Source organism: Leisingera sp. ANG59 (genome assembly GCF_013317235.1).
GTDB lineage: Bacteria > Pseudomonadota > Alphaproteobacteria > Rhodobacterales > Rhodobacteraceae > Leisingera.
Window position 1 is genome coordinate 46,683 of record NZ_WLCM01000016.1, and the last position, 17,004, is coordinate 63,686.

The window sequence follows — 17,004 nt, forward strand, 5'->3', positions numbered from 1 at the left end:
GCATTACCGATCCCCTGTCCAGATGTGCCAGTGCCGCGCCAGGATTTCCAGCTTGCCGATGGCGCGCAGGAGGTCCGAGATCTCGGATTCCAGCGCGGCGCGCGCGGCGCCGGGGCCGGCATGGGCGACAATATTGTAAAAGCGCATGCCGACCACTAGGCGCAGGATGCAGTGGCTGTCCTTCCCTTGTCCCAGCACCACGGGCTGGCCGATGTGGAACTCTTGCCGCAGCAGCGCCCGTTCCGGGGGCGGAACCATGGGCAGAAGCGCGCTGGCATCGCTGTTGAGGGTCTCGAACAGATGGCGGCAGCCTAGCTCATCCAGGGCGGTGAGGGGGGCACCGGGGCCGGTATCAGAGGGCCGGGCGGGCACCCGGACCTGAAAGGACATGATCGAATGGCGGGCCAGCTGGCCGACCTCGGGGCCGGTGCCGACTGGGCCGTTACCTGGCAGATAGACCTCCAGATAGGGGCTTTCCTCCAGCCGCTGGGTCACCGCCTGGCGGAAAGTGTCCAGCGCATGGCTGCGCAGCGCCTGGGGCACCTGCTCCAGCAGCTTGGTTTCAAGCAGGGCCGGCAGCCAGCGCAGCGGCGCGCCAAAGGGGGGCACCCCGGTGCTTTCGCCCATGCGCCCGGCCCACCAGCCGTTCCAGTCTTCGGGATAGCAGATGCCGGGACGCATCAGGCCACGGGCGGCCTCGGCGCGGCGGCGGTAGCTTTGCGGCATCAGCAGGGCGCCCGAGAAGGGCGGGCCGGTCAGGGATTTCGAACCCGAGACCTGCAGCATCCAGCCGCGTTCCAGCCATTGTCCCAGCTGGGCGAAGTCAACCCGCATCTGGCAGGCATCCACCACCACGTCAACACGCTCGGGGGCCTCGGCGCAGAGCGCATCGACCGCCTCGGCACTGGGGCCGCAGAGACCGGTCTTGGATCCGATCAGCACATGGGCCAGCACCCGTGCACCACGCGCCAGGGCGGCGCGCCCGGCCTTGAGAAAGGCGGCATCCAGCTTCGCCAGTGCCAGGCGCCTGCCGCAGCTGTCGCGCAGCGGGATCTCGGCCAGATCGATCCGGGCGTCATCCCAGACCGGGACCCCCTTGGCAATCGCCGCTCCGGTGGCGCTTTGTTCATCAAAATACTTCCCGGCTCCGGCCAGGCGGACTCCGCGGCCGGTCTCGGCAGGGGAGATCAGGATGTTGACCAGCGGTGTCTCCGGATCGGCGGCGCGCGCCAGCAGCACCGCCAGCAGTTCGGTATCGGTGCCGGAGGGGGCGATGACGCCATCGGCGGCGCCGGGCCCGATCCCGCATAGGGTGCAAAGCTCCTGCACCAGCGCCTGGCAGAGGCTGCTGCGCAGCCGTCGCGGATCCTGGCTGCCCTCCAGCACGTGGTTGAGCAGATCCCGCCGCAGCACATCGCAATAGAGGAAGCCGTAGCTGGAGATCGAGGAGGCGGTGGATGAGGAAAAATGCACAGCTTTGGGCCGCGGGCGCGGGGTGGTGCCGTATTTGTTCTTGCCGGTTTCCGGATCCAGGTGCAGGCGGCTGTCGCTATTGGAGATCAGCAGGCTCTCGACCGGGGCCTCCAGCGGCTGCAGGGCCAGTGTCAAATCCTTTATTCCCCCCATGTTAGAGCCTCTTTTGCCCGTTTCCTGACCAGAGGTACCGGTCTCTGCCGCGCTCTGGGGAAGGCCAATGCAGTGCGCCATCCAGGCCAGCAGTTCCGGTCCATGCAGTTCCGGCCTGCCCAGCTCTGCAGGCGCGGGTATCGCGGCCGCCTCTGCCAGGCTGGAGGTTAGCGCTGCGGGCAGACCCTGGGGCGCATGGGCCTGCAAGAGGGCGCGGGCCTCATGCGGCAGGGCCTGCATCAGGGCGGCGCCGTGGCGGATGAGGGCGGCGAGGCGCGCCGCGCCGGGGGCGCCCTGCTGCCAGGCAAAGGCGGCCTCCATGCCCCAGCGGGCGCAGGCGGCCAGGGCGGCGCTGCTGTCCAGCAGGCTGGGGGGCAGCAGCAGCAGATCTGGAGACACCAGGCGGAAGGGGAAATCCTCTTGCCGTCCCAGGGCAATGCGGCAGGGGGTTGCGGTCATCAGTGCTGCCATGGCAGGGTCCTGCTCCAGGCGCTGGCGCAGGGCGTCATGGGGTACCAGGGAACTGGCGGTCTCGACATCCAGGGCGGCCGCCGAGGCGGTGCGCAGCGGTATCCGGGCGCCAAAGCCGTGGTAGCTGCTGCTCAGCAATTGCACGCGGCTCGGATGGGCGGCGACGGCGGGGACCTCCTGGCCAATGGCCTTGGCCTCGCGCAGCCGCGCCAGCGGGATCCGGCTGAAGGGCAATTGGGCGTGGATCACATGGCGGGTGGATTTCATCGGTAGGAGGCGCCCGGTGGCGCAGAGATCCCAGATATCCTGCGGCCTGTAGCTGTCACCGGGGCGCCAACTTTGCAGCTCTACCATGGGGTCGTCATAGCTGAGCAGGATCACTGGCACGCAGATAAGCTGCAGCTGCCGCGCGGCATGGTAGCGGTGATGCCCGTCCATCAGGGCAAACTGTGCCTGATCGACCAACAGTGGATGAGTCCACAGGCCGGTGATCTCCATGTCCTGGCGCAGCGCCTCAGCATGGGCCGGGGCATGCTCTTCGGTGGGCCGGATCTGCTCCAGGGGGAAAAGCTCAATGCGGTAGCCCGAGCGGTGCTCCAAAGGGGCGGCGGCCTTGGCGGAGGAGAGGGGATCCGAGGTCATGACAGGCAGCTTTCCAGGGCAGAGAGGACCCGGTCGGTGATCTGGCGGCGGTCCTGGGCGATGGCCTGCAGGTCGCTGAACTGCGCCTGCAGCCGGGTGGCGGTCTCCAGCCAGGCCTCGGCAAAGGCAAAGTCAGGAGTGAAGCCGGCAATGCGTTCGGCCGCCTGCGCGGCGCTTTGGCCATAGGTGTTGATCATTGCGGCATCAGGGACCAGATCATGAATGCGGTGGCCGGGCGCGGCGTAATAGGCCGGGATGCCGCCGACCACAAAGGCATCAAAGATCTTCTCCGAAATATAAGAGGCCTGATGGGTGTTCTCATAGGCGGCGACCACCCGCGCGCGCATGTCCAGCGCCGCGATCTTGTCCAGGTGCCAATCGGGCAGCGCTTGGCGCTTGGCGCCGGGGCGCCAGCCCTGGCCCTCGCGCAAGGTGCCGGGGAGGGTCACGCCGCGCGCCAGCTCGGTGCGGTAGACGCTGAGGCCCGCCACCTCCTGCTCCGGCCAGGTCTTGGAATAGGCCGGGTTCTCGCGGACCTCGGCATAAAAGGCCGCCGGGATGGGCGCCGAGTGCCAGTGCTGCAGCAGCGCCCGGGGGCTGAGATGCGCATGGCGCGCCAGCAGCAGCCCGTAGCGGGCCTGAAATTCGGTGCGGGTCAGCAGGAAATAGGGGATGGTTTCGAAATCGAAAATGGCGGAATTGCTGTGGTTGAACACATGGTAGTCCAGCCGGTGGCTGCCCACCTCCATCTGCTGGTGCCGGGACATCAAATCATTATTCCAGATGCTGTCCCAAAGCGGTTCCTCGGATAGAACCGCCAGTTGCAGATCCGGGTTCTTCTGTTGCGCGGCGGCGAGTGCAGGAGCCATTTCGCGCAGATCGGCGCTGAAGCCGGTCAGCATGATGTCCGCGCCCCGAAGCGTTTCAACCAGGGTGATGCGGTCCCTGGCCAGCTTTCGAAACGGTTCATAGGCCAGCGGGGTGCGGTTGGAATGCTTGCCTGCCAAGCAGACCCGGATCGGGCCGCGCCTGATCAGCGCCGGGGCCGCGGGGGCCTGCGCGGCCGGCAGCCGGTCGGCACGGCGGTGCATCAGCGCCAAGGTCCGGTCCAGCTGCCGCACCAGCGGATGTTCCGGCGCCAGGGCGGCGCGGGCCTGCGCTTCGGCGGCCTGCGCCAGCGGGTCTCCGGAATGGGCCTCCAGCGCTGCGCTGCCGTCCAGCAGCAGGCGGCTGGCCAGGCCGCTCAGATACAGCGCGGCAGTCTCCGGACGTGCCTTCAGTGCCTGCGGGACGGTCAGCTCTTCTGCCAAGCCGGGCAGCAGGGCAGGCAGGCGGGCTGGGCTGTCCAGCCCGTCTGCCGCCTCCAGCATGAATTTCTGCAGGTCATAGATGAAGCTGTCCGGGCCATAAAGCGCCCATAGCTGGCGGCCGCCATGGCGCAGCCGCGCCAGCGCATCAGGGTCGGCGGCCAAGGCGGCCAGCCGGTCCGGCAGGGCGCGGATGGTGTCCGGGGTTTCGTCGCAGAACACCGCCCCGGCCTGCCACAGCGCCGGGTCGCCCGGCGGCACCCAGTTGTCGGCCAGGATCACCGGCACCGCGCCGAGCCCAAGACTTTCCCACAGGCGGATCGAATTCGGGCCGGTGCCCGAGGGGCAGAGCGAAAACACCGACGCCCGCAGCGAGGCGCGGAATTCGTTGGAGGCACTGGTGTCGACAAGCCCGGCCGCGGCCAGGCGGCTGCCGTCGCTGTGGATCTGGTGGCCGTAGACCACCTTGTTGTAATGCCAGCTGTCGCGGCCGGTGATCTGCCCGCGCGGGTCGTCCTGCAGCAGATCCAGGATCCAGTTGCGGCAGCCGGTCAGATAGTGCTGGTTGGCGCGCGCGCCGATGAAAGAGAACAGATGCGGCCGCTGCCCGGAACCGGCAGGGGCGTTGTCTGGCTCAGCGGCCTGCACCGGAAACAGCGGAAACGGATGCAGGCGCAGCCCGTCGAGGTTCAGGGCCGCGGTGTCCTCATGGGTGGCGTGCGACCAGAAGATTTCGGTGACCCCGGCCAGGCGGAACAGCTCCAGCTCTTCCTTCATCTTGATGTGCTGGCAGACGGTAACCTTGACCGTGTCTTTGGGAACCCGGGCGCAGAAAGCGCGGAACTCTGCCAGGCGGGGCTGTAGATCTGCGGTMTTCCGGTGCAGCTTGTCGATTAGCGTAGCCCAGGGATAGGCCAGATACGTCACCCCTTCGGGCACCGACCCCCGGTCGCGGAGCTGGCGGTAGGCGTGCTGCTCGGTGACCGCAGGATACTGCCAGCCGCTGTCATAGGCCAAGATATTGTCCTGGAAGGTGATCCTGTCCGCTGCGTTGGCGGGCGCGGCGGCGCGGGCGATCTCCCGGGAGGGCTGGGCGGCGGTGTCTGGCAAGGCGGGTGCGGTGCCGTGCAGGCGGCTGCACTGGCGAGCTAGCGCGGGGCGGGCATCTTCACCGGTGATGACCAACTGGTCCCGGTCAGGGCAGCGGCTGAGGCTGCGCCAGGCCAGTGGCGGGCCTGCTTCGGCTTGTGTCGCTAGTGCGGCCAAGGCGGCGCGGCGGCGGCTGGCAGGCAGAAGGGTTTCTAGCGCAGCGGCGTCAGGCTGCAGCGGCTGCGGCCGCGGGCCTGCCTGTGCCGGCGCGGACTGTACCAGACCTGCATGCTGGCTGAACTGGCGCCACAAGGCCCAAGCGGCAGTGCCGGGATCCGAGTCCTGCACGGTCGGCTCCAGGGCGGCTTTGCGCCACAGCCAGTTGCGGAAAAACGTACCGGCCGGCGGCAATGCTTCCCAGTGGATGCCATCGCTTAGCCCGGCCTGCAGCACCGGGTCCGGCAGCGGCTCGGAAAAGGCGCTCAGCCAGGAGAGTTGCTCGGGCGGGAAGTGCTGCATCGCTTCGGTTGCCCTCTGCAGCACCTCCGGCGCCAGGGTATCCCCGGGCATCATCCAGCCAAAGATGCTGTCGGCGGGGCAGGCTTCGATGCCATGTTCCAGGCAACTGGCCAGACCGCTGTCCGCGGCGATTCCATGTCTGAAATCCAGGCCTTGGCACTCCGCGCGACGGCGGCCGCTGCGGAACTGCTCCTGCCACCAAGCCAGCTGCTGCGCAGTGTCGGGGCACCGGGCCGGAGCAGCTTGCACAACCTGGCAGTGCAGCCGGAAGGGGCCAACCTGCTCCGCCAGGTTGTGCAGGGTGCGGTCGAGGCCGCCGCTGCCGGTCAGGCAGGGTAGGATAATGGCAAGGACGGGCAAGTCAGGCATGCGGGACTTCCATGCTGTCTGAAATCGGCCGCACGGCGGCGGCAGTTCCGCCTGTAGCAGTCTGTTCTGAGGTTCTCAACTGTCCGGCCGGGGCGGCTTGCATTTAATTGAGTTTTCCCGGAAGTTGTGCGCTGCATGACAATCTGAGGACTTGCCCAGTGACCCTTCCGAATGCCCCTGCCGCGCTGCCTGCGCTGGCGTCTTTGCGCGAACAGATTGCCGCTTTGGCCGACGGGGAGCCCCGGGAGGTGCGGGCCGGGCATTTGGATCTGGGGTCCGACCTGTGGCTGTCGTGCGATCCCGCTGGTCGGGCCCGGATGCGGCTGGAGAGCCGGGACGGGGGCAGTCTGGGGCTGGAAGTGGCGGAGGCCGACAGCGGCCGTTGGGCCTGCTTGGGAATGCGGCTGCAGGCGGCCGAACTGGCGCAGGCGCGCCGTGCGGGCCTGCGGCTTGCGCTGTACAGCGGCGGTGTGCTGTCCTGCCGTCTGGCTTTGCGCTTTTTTCTGCCTGAGGGCGGCTTTGAGGAGTGCCATACCCCGGCCCCCGGGCTGGTGCCCCCGGGACCGCAGGAGGTGCTGCTGCATGTGGCCTCCGATCCAGAGCTTGCGGCAAGGGCGACGGGCTGCGAGCTGAACCTGTTTTTCCTGGACGACAGCCTGCATACTGAAGGCCTGCAGCTTGAGCCATTGCTGATGCTGTAGGGCGGCGCTTAGGCGGCGGAAAGATCCGGCCAGACGCTGGCGCCATCAAGAATGCTGCGGAATTCGGTCAGCACGGCGGCCTGCAGCCGCTGGCGCTCCTGCAGCCAGTTGCCGGGGGTGCCGAGCAGGGCTGCCAGCTGCTGCTGGGCGGCAGCATAGGCCTCGCTGGTGGCCTCCAGCCAGGCTGCATCGCCCCAGTCCAGCCCGTCCAGCACGGCTGCCGCCCTAGCGGGCGAGGTTCCGTGAAGGTTGAGCCAGCTGGCGCCGGGCAGGCCCAGATCGTGCACCCGGTGGCGCGGCCCTGCGGCGTAGGCAGGCAGGGCGCCGCAGGCAAAGGCGTCAAACAGTTTCTCGGTGATGTAATTGGGCTGATGGGTGTTTTCGAAGGCACCGATCACCCGGGGCCGCCCGTCCAGCAGCGTCAGCTTGTCCAGGTGCCAGTCGGTTAGCTGACTGCGGGCGGGCTGACCCGGCTGCCAGCTGCGCCCCAGCCGTTCAATGCGGCCGCGGCGGCAGGCTTCGGCGACTTGGGTGCGCCAGTGGCACAGGCCTGCGATATCGCCCTCCGGCCAGCGGATGGAATGATGCGCGCCGTCACGGCGTTCGAACAGGAAGGCGATATCGCTGCGCCGCTTCAGGAATCTGCGGCGCCACCCGGCCGGGGTCTGGCGGACGTTGCGGGCGAATTTCGCCGCATAGGCATTGGCGAAACGGTGGTTGGTCAGAAGATAGTAGGGGATCCGGTCAAAGCGGAAGATGGCGCTGCTGTGATGGGTCAGTTGGTGTACGGGAAACCGCCCCCAGCGGCTGTCGGCCAAGCGGTGGCGGGCCAGCGGCTGGCGGCCCCAGAGGGTGTCCCAGAACGGCTCTTCTGACAGCAGCACGATGGGTCGCTGCCGTTGCCGCCAGTCCTCTGCTATCGCCTGCGGCGCATTCTGGATGTCCAGAATGTGAGCGAAAACATAGAGATCGGCTTGCTCCGGCGTGTTCACCTCAAGGATCTGGCCGTTAAACAGCGGCGCCAGCGCCGGATAGCTGAGCGGCGTGCGGTGGGCATGCGCGCCTGTTCTGAAGATCCGTATCATGTCATGCCGTCCGATTGCCTGCCGCTGCCGGGATGTGCCGGGGCGCTATAACAGCCTGGCGCCCCGGTGTCCTTGCAAAAAAACAGTTCGGGGGAGCCGCCTTGATATTCCACCCGGCAGGGACGTAAAAGGTTGCGGCGCGGGCCGGCTCTGACGGGCAGGTGCGGGAGCAGAAATGCAGTTTTGAAGGCGCTGGTGCAGGGGCATGGCGGTTGGGGAGCATATGGCAGGCAAGAAGACAGATATTGCCCCGCTGGCGGCGGCCGGTGCGGGGCAGGGAGTCGTGCTGTGGGCAGCACAGGCGCCGCTGGGCGATGCGCTGCATGCCGCGCTGCAGGAGCAGTATCCGGTCACCTGGCATCGCGCGCTGCCTGCTGCGCCGCCGTCGGTAGGCGTGGTTTTGCTACTGGCGCGGCCGCCGGCCGGGGTGTTGTGCGCCGCGCTGAATGAGGGGCTGGAGCTGTCTGCTGCCTTGGCCGCGGCTCAGGAGGAAGCCGCAGCGGTTCTGGCGCTGAAGCGCCAGAACCGGCGGCGCATTCTGCTGCTGGATGCGGCTGCGGCCCGGGCAGCGCCGAGCGCCCTGTTGGTCTATTGCGGCTTGCCTGCAAGCGAGGCGGCGCAGGCAAGCCTGCAAAAGGCGGCGGGAGCTGCGCCCGATGCTGTGCTTCTGGCTCTGGCCCGCGCCCGGCTGCAGGCGGAGCCCGGCCTGAACCGCCTTGAGGGCGAATTCGCAGCTTCGGCTGCGGCCCTGCTGCCGGATGCGGATCCGGATGCGGCCTTGGAAGCGTTTCTTTCGGGCCAAGCGGGGGCTGAGGAGCGGGCGCTGCTCCAGGCTCAGCAGCGCAGCATGTATGAACAGTTGGAAACGCTGTACCGGGAAAAGCTGCAGCTGGAGCGGCAGCTGGAGCAGGCCCGCGGCCGGTTCGGCAGCCTGCAAGTGGAAGCTGAAGTCTTAAAAGGTCGACTGCAGGCCAAGGCAGAGGTGTTGGCGGCCGCCGGCGCCCGGATCGCCGGACTGGAACAGGCCGCCGGGGCCCAGGCGGAGAACGTTACTAGGCTGAAGACGCAGATGCAGCAGCTGCGCAACTCCCGGTCCTTCCGGCTGATGGCTCCGATGCGCCGGGCCCGCCGGGCTCTGCGCGGCAAACGTTAGATCATGGCGGTATTTACTCTTTGCTTTCCGGCAGACTATGTGCTGCATATCGGCGCCGGCAGCGGCGCGGCGGCCGAAGGATATGTCAGGGCCGGGCTCGATCCGGTAGTTCTGGTCGAAGCAGATTCCGAAGCGCTCCCCGGGCTGAAGGCTCTGGCGCAGCGTTTTGGCCCGGTGCAGGCGGTGGAGGCCGTGGTTTCGCCGCAGGGCGGCCCGGCTACTTTCATGCGCTGCAATTTTTCCGGTCTCAACAGTCTGAGTGAACCGGCGGACGCGCTGTACCGCCTGTTCCCCGGTCTCCGGGTCGAGGCGCGGCTGCCGGTAGAGACGCGCGCGGTTGCGGATATTCTGAAAGGCTGCGGGCTGCCGGAGGCGGGCCGGGGGCTGCTGGTCATCGAAGCGCCGGGCCAGGCGCTGGCCCTTCTGGAAGCATTGCAGGCAGCGTCCCTTTTGCAGCGCTTTCAGACGATCCGGGTGCAGGAGGGCCGCCAGAGCCTGTACCAGGCGGCGCCAACCCTGGAACAGTTGCAGCAGCGGCTGGCGGACCTGGGATATGCAAGCTGGCTCGAAGCGGCGCCGGAAGATCCTGACCGGCCGCACGCGGTGGCCTGGCGCAATGCGGCGGCGCTGGAAAGCGGCGCGGCGCAGGCCGGTCTGCAACAACGGTTGGACCTTTGTGCGGCCGATCTGGCCGAGTTGCAGCAGCGCTACGGCGCGCTTTTGCACCAGAAAGAAGCGTACGAGGACCTGCTGCGGCGGCTGGCTGACCGGCTGGCGCCACTGGCCGGCAACAACCCCGGCGGCAATGCAGCGGAGCCGGAGGCATGACCGGGGCTGGCCCCGGTCATGCCTCCGGCGAACCGGCCCGAGCTCAGCTTGAACGTTTCCTGGTCGCCGGACCGGAGGCGCTGGCGGCCAGGCTGCCGCGGCCGGAGATTGCCCGCCTTCTGGCGGAGTGCCGGGCTGCGCTGCCGCAGCCGGAACGGCCGGTGCTGCGTACGCTGCATCATTTTGCCTGCACGGGCGGGACGCTGTTTTCCAAAGCCATTGCCGCCCTGCCTTGCACCCGGCTGCTGAGTGAGGTCGATCCGTTCAGCGAACTGGGCTATCAAATGCCCTTTGCGCCGCGTGATCTGATCAGCCTGGCCAAGGCAGGCTCCAACCCGCCGGGGCAGGCGGTTCTGGCCCGTATTTTTCGGGCCGGGCTGGCCGCGCTGGAGGCGGACACCCGAGCGGAGGGGCGCGACCTGGTGTTGCGCGATCACAGCCACAGTCATTTCTGCACCAATGTCGCCACGGGCAGCGGCCTGCCGCAGCGGCCCTCGATGAAAGAGCTGCTGGCGGCGGATTACCGACTTCTTAGCCTGGTGTCCGTGCGCCACCCGCTGGATTCCTGGCTTAGCCTGCAGCGCCAGGACTGGGTGCATTTCGCGCCAGCCACGCTGGAGGAATATGCCCGCCGCTATCATCTGTTCCTGGATCATTACGCGGGCACGGAGATCCTGTGCTATGAGGCATTCATAGCCGCGCCCGACGCGGGCATGCGCAAGATCTGCCAAGTGCTGGAACTACCCGCCAGCAGGGATTTTCAGCAGCGGATCGCAGCGCTGAGCCTATCCGGTGACAGCGGCCGCAGCGGCGCGGTTATTGCGGCCCGCCCGCGCCGGGCAGTGCCCGAAGCCGTACTGGCGGACCTGGCGCAGGCGCCTACCTATGACAGTCTCTGCGCCCGGCTGGGGTATGATCCGGATCCGCATGCCCCTCCCTGGCGCTCCCCTGCAAGCCGCATGCGGGACGTATAAAGATACAATCTGCTTCTCTTCCGCTGCCCCCCCCCCTAAGTATGGGGCCAGACGGCATGAGCCACTCTTTGACAGGTCACAACATGAAAAAAGCGCTTATCACCGGTGTCACGGGCCAAGACGGGTCTTATTTGGCCGAGTTTCTGCTGGAGAAGGGCTATGAGGTGCACGGGATCAAGCGCCGGGCCTCGTCGTTCAATACCCAGCGGGTCGATCACATCTACCAGGACCCGCATGTGGACAACGCCCGTTTCAAGCTGCATTATGGCGATCTGACCGACAGCTCGAACCTGACCCGGATCATCCAGGACGTGCAGCCCGACGAGGTCTATAACCTCGGCGCCCAGTCGCATGTGGCGGTGTCCTTTGAAAGCCCGGAATACACCGCCGACGTGGATGCCATGGGCACCCTACGGCTGCTGGAGGCGATCCGCTTCCTCGGGCTGGAGAAGAAGACCCGCTTCTACCAGGCCTCGACCTCGGAGCTTTACGGCCTGGTTCAGGAAACCCCGCAGCGCGAGACCACGCCGTTCTACCCGCGCAGCCCCTATGCGGTGGCCAAGCTCTATTCCTACTGGATCACGGTCAATTACCGCGAGGCCTATGGCATGTATGCCTGCAACGGCATCCTGTTCAACCACGAGAGCCCGCGCCGCGGCGAGACCTTCGTGACCCGCAAGATCACCCGCGGCCTGGCCAATATCGCGCAAGGACTGGAGCCCTGCCTCTACATGGGCAACATCGACGCGCTGCGCGACTGGGGCCACGCCAGGGACTCTGTGCGGATGCAATGGATGATGCTGCAGCAGGACGAGGCGGAGGATTTTGTGATAGCCACCGGCAAGCAGTATTCGGTGCGCCAGTTTATCCAGTGGTCGGCGGCCGAGCTGGGCATTCACCTGGAGTTTTCCCGTACGGGCGTGGACGAGATTGCCACCGTTGCTGCGGTGGAAGGCGATAATGCACCGGCCTTGAAGCCGGGCGATGTCATTATGCGCATCGACCCGCGCTACTTCCGTCCGGCTGAGGTGGAGACCTTGCTGGGCGACCCGTCTAAAGCCAAGGAGAAACTGGGCTGGGTGCCGGAAATCACCACCCAGGAGATGTGTGCCGAGATGGTTGCAGAGGATCTCAAAACCGCCCGCCGTCACGCTCTGCTGAAAGAGCACGGTTACGAACTGCCGGTCAGCGTGGAGAGCTGAGCCAATGGTGAAAATCTATGTGGCAGGCCACCGCGGCATGGTGGGCGGCGCGATCCAGCGTCGATTGGAGACGCGCAAGGCGGCGGGAGAGGATTTGACGCTGGTCAGCTGCACCAGCGCGGAGCTGGACCTGACCGATCAGGCCGCGGTGTGCGCCTTCTTTGAGGCGGAAAAGCCCGATCAGGTTATCCTGGCGGCGGCTAAGGTGGGCGGCATCGTTGCCAACAACACCTATCCGGCCCAGTTCATTTACGAAAACTTGATGATCGAATGCAATGTGATCCATGCCGCTTATGAGGCGGGCGTCACCAAGCTCCTGCAGCTCGGTTCCTCTTGTATCTACCCGAAGATGGCCCCTCAGCCGATGGCGGAGGATGCGTTGCTCACCGGCGTGCTGGAGCCCACCAACGAGCCCTATGCCATCGCTAAGATTGCAGGCATAAAGCTGTGCGAGAGCTACAACCGGCAGTATGGCGTGGATTACCGCTCGGTGATGCCGACCAACCTCTATGGGCCGGGTGACAACTTTCACCCGGAGAATTCCCATGTGCTGCCCGCCCTGATCCGCCGCTTTCACGAGGCGGCGCGGGACGGTGCCGAAGAGGTCACGATCTGGGGCAGTGGAACGCCGCGGCGAGAATTCCTGCATGTGGATGACATGGCTGAAGCCTCGCTGTTCGTGATGGATCTGGACACGGAGGTCTATCAGCGGGAGACGGAGCCGATGCTCAGCCATATCAATGTGGGTTGTGGCGCGGATGTATCGATCTTGGAGCTGGCGCAGCTGGTGGCGCGGGTGACCGGGTTTGAGGGCCGCATCGCAACCGACCCGTCCAAGCCCGACGGGACCCAGCGCAAACTGATGGATGTGTCGCGGCTGGAACGGCTGGGCTGGAGGGCCGCGATCGGGCTCGAAGAGGGCATCCGGGAAACCTATCAGTGGTTCCTGAACCAAGGGCTGGATAACCAGCGCAGCAAGTAGCAGGTTGGATCAACCGGAAGGGCGCATTTTCATGATTACCCCCATTCTTCTCTGCGGCGGCTCCGGCACCCGGCTGTGGCCGCTGTCGCGCAAGAGCTACCCCAAGCAGTTCGTGCCGCTCACCGGTGAGGAGACGCTGTTCCAGGCTTCGGCCCGGCGGCTGTCGGGGGAGAGGTTTGCCAATCCGCTGGTGCTGACCAATTCCGATTTCCGCTTCATCGTGACCGAACAGCTGGCCGGTGCGGGGCTTGATCCCGGTGCGGTGCTGATTGAGCCGGAGGGGCGCAACACTGCGCCCGCTGTGCTGGCGGCGGCGCTGTGGCTGGAAAAGACCGACCCGGAGGGGCTGATGCTGGTGGCGCCCTCGGATCACGTGGTGCCCGATGCCGCGGCTTTCCGCAGCGCGGTGGCGGCGGGCGAAGCGGCAGCGCGTGCGGGACAGCTGGTCACCTTCGGCATCAGGCCGGACCGGCCGGAAACCGGCTATGGCTATCTTGAGTTGACGGAAGCGCCGGAAGATTTCGCGCCCCGATCGCTGCAGTTGCGGCGCTTTGTCGAAAAACCGGACCAAGCCAGCGCTGAGGCGATGCTGGCCTCGGGCCAGTACCTGTGGAATGCGGGCATCTTCCTGTTCTCGGTCGAGGCCATTCTGGCGGCCTTCCGGCAGCACGCGCCTGAGCTGATGGCGCCGGTAAGCCAGGCAGTGGATCAGGGGCAGCCGGATCTCGGTTTCCTGCGGCTGGATTCGCAGGCCTGGGCCGGGGCGCCGGACATTTCCATCGACTATGCGGTGATGGAGAAGGCGGAAAACCTCTCCGTGGTGCCCTTTGCCAGCGGCTGGTCGGATCTTGGCGGCTGGGATGCGGTCTGGCGCGAGGCGGCGCGGGACGGCGATGGCGTGGCCACCAGCGGTAATGCCACCGCGATCGACTGCGCCGACAGCCTGCTGCGTTCGGAGGATGAAAGCCTCGAGGTAGTCGGCATTGGCCTCAGGGACGTGATTGCCGTGGCAATGCCGGATGCGGTGCTGGTGGCCGATGCCTCCCGCGCCCAGGACGTGAAACAGGCGGTGGCGGCGCTGAAGGCGAAGGCGGCGAAACAGGCCACCGAATTTCCCAAGGATCACCGCCCCTGGGGCTGGTTCGAAAGCCTGGCCGTCGGCGACCGCTTCCAGGTTAAGCGGATCCATGTGCACCCCGGCGCGGCGCTGTCCCTGCAGAGCCACCACCACCGGGCTGAACATTGGATCGTGGTCGAGGGCACCGCCCAGGTCACCATCGGCGGGGAGGCCCGGCTGGTGAGCGAGAACCAGTCGGTCTATGTGCCTCTGGGTGAGACCCACCGGCTGGAGAACCCCGGCAAACTGCCGGTGGTGCTTATCGAGGTGCAGACCGGGGCCTATCTGGGCGAGGACGACATCATCCGCTACGAGGATGTCTATGCCCGCGGTCAGGGCGCCAAGGGATAGGGCTCCCGGGGTCGGAGCCAGCAGGTAGATTGCAGGAGGCAATCCCCGGAGGACCGCTTTGGTTCTTTGCCCGAGACAGAAATTGAGATGCTTCGAGCCGCTCCACAGGCAGGCTTTTGGCTCAGGCTCCCTGAGGGGCTTGGGCCGGAAACGCCCAATCCGGCCTTTGGGGCTTCATAGAAGGTCCACACCTCGCGCAGCAAGCTGCCGGAGCGCGCGTTCACGGTAGCCATTGCGCCAAATCACGCTGCTCGGTCCGTTCGTGATTGCTAACACCGTGAGGCCCTCGGCATCGATCTCCATAATCAACTACAGCAAAGCCTTGGCGTCTGCTCGGAGAAAATCGCCGCTTTAAGCAACTCGGAAAGGTCCATGTTGTTCTTGGTGATTGACGGTGCGCGATTTCACCCCGGGCGAGGATCTGCTGGATCTGTCGCAGTTCGAGGGGCTGTACAGCCCGGCTCAGCTGGACAGCCGCGACCGCAGCTTCGGCATGGAGATCACCGCCGACGGCACCTGGATTGCGCTGGTCCGCGAGGGCGGCGGGCGGCTGGAGCTGGAAGATGTGTTCGGCCCGTCGCTGCGGTTCGACTCCCCGTACCGCCAGGGCATGGGCGAGACCTTGCCCGGCGGCGGCTATTACGGTGGTGCGGGCGCGACCGGTTGAAAGGCGGGGCCGCGGGGGACCGCCTGCTGGGCCAGGGAGGCGCCGACAGCCTGCAGGGTGGTGACGGCGCGGAAGCTGATGAATTTGTCTTCACGGCCCGCCACGGCCGCGACACCATTGCGGATTTCACCTCGGGCAGCGACCTGATCAATCTGGGCGGCACCGCCGCGGCCGGGTTTCGGGACCTGGGGATCAGCGGCCAAGGCGGCGGCACATTGATCACCACCGGGTCGGGGCGGATCTTCCTGGAGGACCTGCTGCCGGGGCAGCTGGATGCGGATGATTTCCTGTTCTGAAAGCGCATGCGTCCGGCCGGATGTGGTCCGGGACCACATTTCCGTAGGATAGCCGTCGGCGGATGGAACCCGTTCCAAGCGCCTCACCGCCCTTTGGGAGCGGCGAGGTTCAGGCTTTCCCAGTACGAGAGGGGGCTGCGCAAACTGTGGTCCGGGACCACAGATCCGCTTTCCACGGCGGCTAATGCAGGATAGGCATAGCGCCAGCAAGTAATTTACCTTGGCTTGAAATGCCCGCCCGGAAGAAGCAAGCAAAGACCTGCTTTCCACCTGACCGGCACGCCAGGTTTGAGGCTTTGGCGGAAACCAACGGGCAAACGGTTCGGGCGTTTCCGGGCCAGCTGACCGGCATTGTTCTTGGAGAGGACGAGGGACCGGCAGAGCCTTGTCATCAAAAAAAATCCGCTTGAGTTTCCGGTAGACCGTAGACGGTGCGCGACCCAGACGGTCTGCGATCTCCGGCACCGGCATTTTGGCTTCCCGCCACTTGGCAATCTTCCGGCGTTCTTCCAAACTCAGGCGAGGGTAATTGCGCCCCATTCAATAGCCTCCGTGCAAGCATCTGTTTTGATAAAGAATTTGCACTTCGGATGTGAATCCTCCGCGTGTACAGTTAAAGGCATTGTAACGTGTATTATGTTTACAAAGTGACGAGTTGCAGGCTTCGTCTGCCGAGCCGCTTGCGGGCTGCCGGGTTTGTTTTACGGCAGTTTCGCGCTAATGTTTAAAAATGTGTGTGTACCGTAATTTAATGTGTGCGCACCGTAATTTAACGGTACGCGCTCCGCTGGAGATAAGCACAGTGGACGTATGTGGGTAAAAAGTGTGGGGGTAAAAAAGGTGAGGGGGAAAGTCATTGACGCCCGCGGCGGGGAGCCTGTTCTGGTTTCCACTGCGGGGAAAGTGCTGGATAGCGGGGACAATGGGGATGCTGATCTGAAGGCACCGGACAGGGCGCCGCGGACAGCGCGGTTTGTTATCGTCGAGAAGCAGCGGCTCTGGCAGGAATGCCTGTCGCACAGTATCGGCCAGCTGCACCCGGGGGTGAGTCTTGTCTGCTGCGATACCATCGACGGCTATCTTGCTGACAGCCCGTCCGGCACCGCGCCCGATGCGGTCATCCTGTGTCTCACCCAGAGCGAAATGCGCGAGGCCGAGACCCTCGCCTCCGCCCGGCAGCTGGTGCAAGCTGCGGCGCCGGTTCCGGTGGTGGTGCTGTCGGATTGCGAGGAGGTTGGCGAGATGGCGGCGGTGCTGGAATGCGGCGTGATCGGTTATATTCCGGCCAGCGTCGGCCTCAAAGGCGTCGTGGATGCGATCCGCACCGCCGCCTCGGGCGGCTTCCTGCTGACCGGTCACGCGCTGGAGGATCTGCGTCAGGCAATCCTGAATGAGAAACCGGCCGGTGCGGCGCCTTGCATCAGCAGCCTGACCTCGCGCCAGGCCGCTGTCGCTGAGGCCCTGCGCCAGGGCAAGCCGAACAAGACCATCGCCTTTGAACTGGGCATGTGCGAGAACACCGTGAAGGTGCATGTCCGCAACATTCTCAAGAAGCTGAATGTGGTCAACCGGACTGAAGCGGCGTTCAAGCTGAACCAGGCGCAAGGCACGCCTTAGCGGTTGCC

Annotated in this window: 13 protein-coding genes and 1 pseudogene; 10 read left to right on the top strand and 4 right to left on the bottom strand. The window is 65.9% G+C overall.

The genetic code is table 11. From position 1 onward, the window contains the following. Nucleotides 1–3: 3 nt before the first annotated feature. Both GKC28_RS14975 and GKC28_RS14980 read right to left on the bottom strand, forming a co-directional pair. Nucleotides 4–2,739, bottom strand: a complete 2,736-nt coding sequence (locus tag GKC28_RS14975) for a ParB N-terminal domain-containing protein (protein WP_174147831.1) — start codon at nt 2,737–2,739, stop codon at nt 4–6. Next, nucleotides 2,736–6,023 carry an exostosin family protein gene (locus GKC28_RS14980; protein ID WP_174147832.1) on the bottom strand — a complete coding sequence of 1,096 codons (3,288 nt, stop codon included), beginning with the start codon at nt 6,021–6,023 and terminating at the stop codon, nt 2,736–2,738. The genes GKC28_RS14975 and GKC28_RS14980 overlap by 4 nt, the downstream gene beginning before the upstream one ends. A 158-nt stretch (nt 6,024–6,181) precedes the next feature. On the opposite strand from GKC28_RS14980, the gene GKC28_RS14985 reads away from it, so the two are divergent. Beyond that, the gene (locus GKC28_RS14985; protein WP_174147833.1) at nt 6,182–6,724 is read left to right on the top strand and encodes a hypothetical protein; all 543 of its coding nucleotides are present in this window, start codon (nt 6,182–6,184) and stop codon (nt 6,722–6,724) included. Between the two features lie 8 nt (nt 6,725–6,732). On the opposite strand, the gene GKC28_RS14990 is transcribed toward GKC28_RS14985, so the two are convergent. Continuing rightward, entirely contained in the window at nt 6,733–7,809 is a 1,077-nt protein-coding gene (locus tag GKC28_RS14990; RefSeq protein ID WP_174147834.1) for a hypothetical protein, read from the bottom strand. Between the two features lie 223 nt (nt 7,810–8,032). On the opposite strand from GKC28_RS14990, the gene GKC28_RS14995 reads away from it, so the two are divergent. From GKC28_RS14995 to GKC28_RS15030, 8 genes are all read left to right on the top strand, one after another. Then, nucleotides 8,033–8,962 (top strand): hypothetical protein, encoded by a 930-nt coding sequence (locus GKC28_RS14995; RefSeq protein WP_217434100.1) that lies wholly within the window; start codon nt 8,033–8,035, stop codon nt 8,960–8,962. Between the two features lie 3 nt (nt 8,963–8,965). After that, nucleotides 8,966–9,790, top strand: coding sequence for a hypothetical protein (locus GKC28_RS15000; RefSeq protein WP_174147836.1), 825 nt, complete (start codon nt 8,966–8,968; stop codon nt 9,788–9,790). Beyond that, nucleotides 9,787–10,764 carry a sulfotransferase family protein gene (locus GKC28_RS15005; protein WP_174147837.1) on the top strand — a complete coding sequence of 326 codons (978 nt, stop codon included), beginning with the start codon at nt 9,787–9,789 and terminating at the stop codon, nt 10,762–10,764. Before GKC28_RS15000 ends, GKC28_RS15005 begins: the two co-directional genes overlap by 4 nt. A gap of 83 nt (nt 10,765–10,847) precedes the next feature. Next, nucleotides 10,848–11,966, top strand: a complete 1,119-nt coding sequence (gmd, locus tag GKC28_RS15010; protein ID WP_174147838.1) for a GDP-mannose 4,6-dehydratase — start codon at nt 10,848–10,850, stop codon at nt 11,964–11,966. A 4-nt stretch (nt 11,967–11,970) separates the two neighbouring features. Then, nucleotides 11,971–12,948, top strand: coding sequence for a GDP-L-fucose synthase (locus GKC28_RS15015; RefSeq protein WP_174147839.1), 978 nt, complete (start codon nt 11,971–11,973; stop codon nt 12,946–12,948). Nucleotides 12,949–12,979: 31 nt separating this feature from the next. Beyond that, the gene (locus tag GKC28_RS15020) at nt 12,980–14,416 is read left to right on the top strand and encodes a mannose-1-phosphate guanylyltransferase/mannose-6-phosphate isomerase (protein WP_174147840.1); all 1,437 of its coding nucleotides are present in this window, start codon (nt 12,980–12,982) and stop codon (nt 14,414–14,416) included. Between the two features lie 394 nt (nt 14,417–14,810). Continuing rightward, nucleotides 14,811–15,083, top strand: a complete 273-nt coding sequence (locus tag GKC28_RS15025) for a hypothetical protein (RefSeq protein WP_174147841.1) — start codon at nt 14,811–14,813, stop codon at nt 15,081–15,083. Then, nucleotides 15,080–15,379 carry a hypothetical protein gene (locus tag GKC28_RS15030; protein ID WP_174147750.1) on the top strand — a complete coding sequence of 100 codons (300 nt, stop codon included), beginning with the start codon at nt 15,080–15,082 and terminating at the stop codon, nt 15,377–15,379. Before GKC28_RS15025 ends, GKC28_RS15030 begins: the two co-directional genes overlap by 4 nt. A 402-nt stretch (nt 15,380–15,781) precedes the next feature. Here the strand turns inward: GKC28_RS15030 and GKC28_RS15035 are convergent. Then, nucleotides 15,782–15,919 (bottom strand): annotated as a pseudogene (locus GKC28_RS15035) (helix-turn-helix domain-containing protein); the annotation flags it as partial. Between the two features lie 300 nt (nt 15,920–16,219). Between GKC28_RS15035 and GKC28_RS26845 the strand changes: the two are divergent. Then, complete coding sequence (locus GKC28_RS26845) at nt 16,220–16,996, top strand: response regulator transcription factor (protein WP_174147842.1); 777 nt, start codon at nt 16,220–16,222, stop codon at nt 16,994–16,996. The last annotated feature ends 8 nt before the right edge of the window (nt 16,997–17,004 follow it).